Consider the following 767-nt stretch of genomic DNA (forward strand, 5'->3'; position numbering starts at 1 on the left):
ACCAGAGTAGATCAAGACTGGTTAGTAAGCCTTGAAAAAGAAGTTTACGGTAGCATTAGTCAGGAATACCTGGATATGTACGAGCTCTCGTATAAACTGGCCGTTAGCGAACGACAATTACATCGCAAAATATTGAATCTGGTTTTTTTGACACCAAATAAATACGTTCGTATACTTCGCCTGCATAAAGCAAAACAAATGATTGACAGCTATGTACAACAATCTGTGTCGCAAATTGCTTATGCTGTTGGTTATAAAGATGTTCATTATTTTTCAAAAATATTCACAGAACAATATAGCATTGCCCCAAAAAATCTCTTAGGCTTATTACGGTAACCCTGAATAGTGGATACATATCTGGCAGATTTGGCAGTGTATTTGGCAGAATATTCAGCATAGCTTAGCATACGTTTGTATAAATCAAATCAATACACATTATAAACCATTTATTATGAAACGGGTACTGTATTTTTTAGGCCATCTTAATGATAGAGATGTAGAATGGATGCTCCAGAACGGCAACAAATTAATGTTAGAAACCGGTGACCGGCTAATTAATAAAGGAGAAGCTATCGACAGTTTGTATATTGTCTTATCGGGGCAGTTGGTTGTTTGTACCAACAATAATTATAACGACTGTATCGCCAGGCTTGAAGCCGGTGAAGTAGTAGGTGAAATGTCTTTTCTTGAATCGCGTCCTCCTTCAGTTTCCGTCATTGTTACAGAACCTTCCGTTATTTACCAGATTTCCCGTGAAAAAATCAATG

The 767-nt window shown here is 37.0% G+C and carries 2 protein-coding genes; both read left to right on the top strand.

Going from position 1 to position 767, the window contains the following annotated elements:
• Window positions 1–336, top strand: a 336-nt coding sequence (locus tag BLX24_RS30875; RefSeq protein ID WP_143092961.1) for a helix-turn-helix transcriptional regulator, incomplete at its 5' end; no start/stop codon positions are given.
• A gap of 115 nt (window positions 337–451) precedes the next feature.
• On the top strand, window positions 452–767 hold a 316-nt coding region (locus BLX24_RS30880; protein ID WP_143092962.1), incomplete at its 3' end, for a cyclic nucleotide-binding domain-containing protein.

The sequence above is a fragment of the Arsenicibacter rosenii genome, assembly GCF_001870735.1.
GTDB classification, from domain to species: domain Bacteria; phylum Bacteroidota; class Bacteroidia; order Cytophagales; family Spirosomataceae; genus Arsenicibacter; species Arsenicibacter rosenii.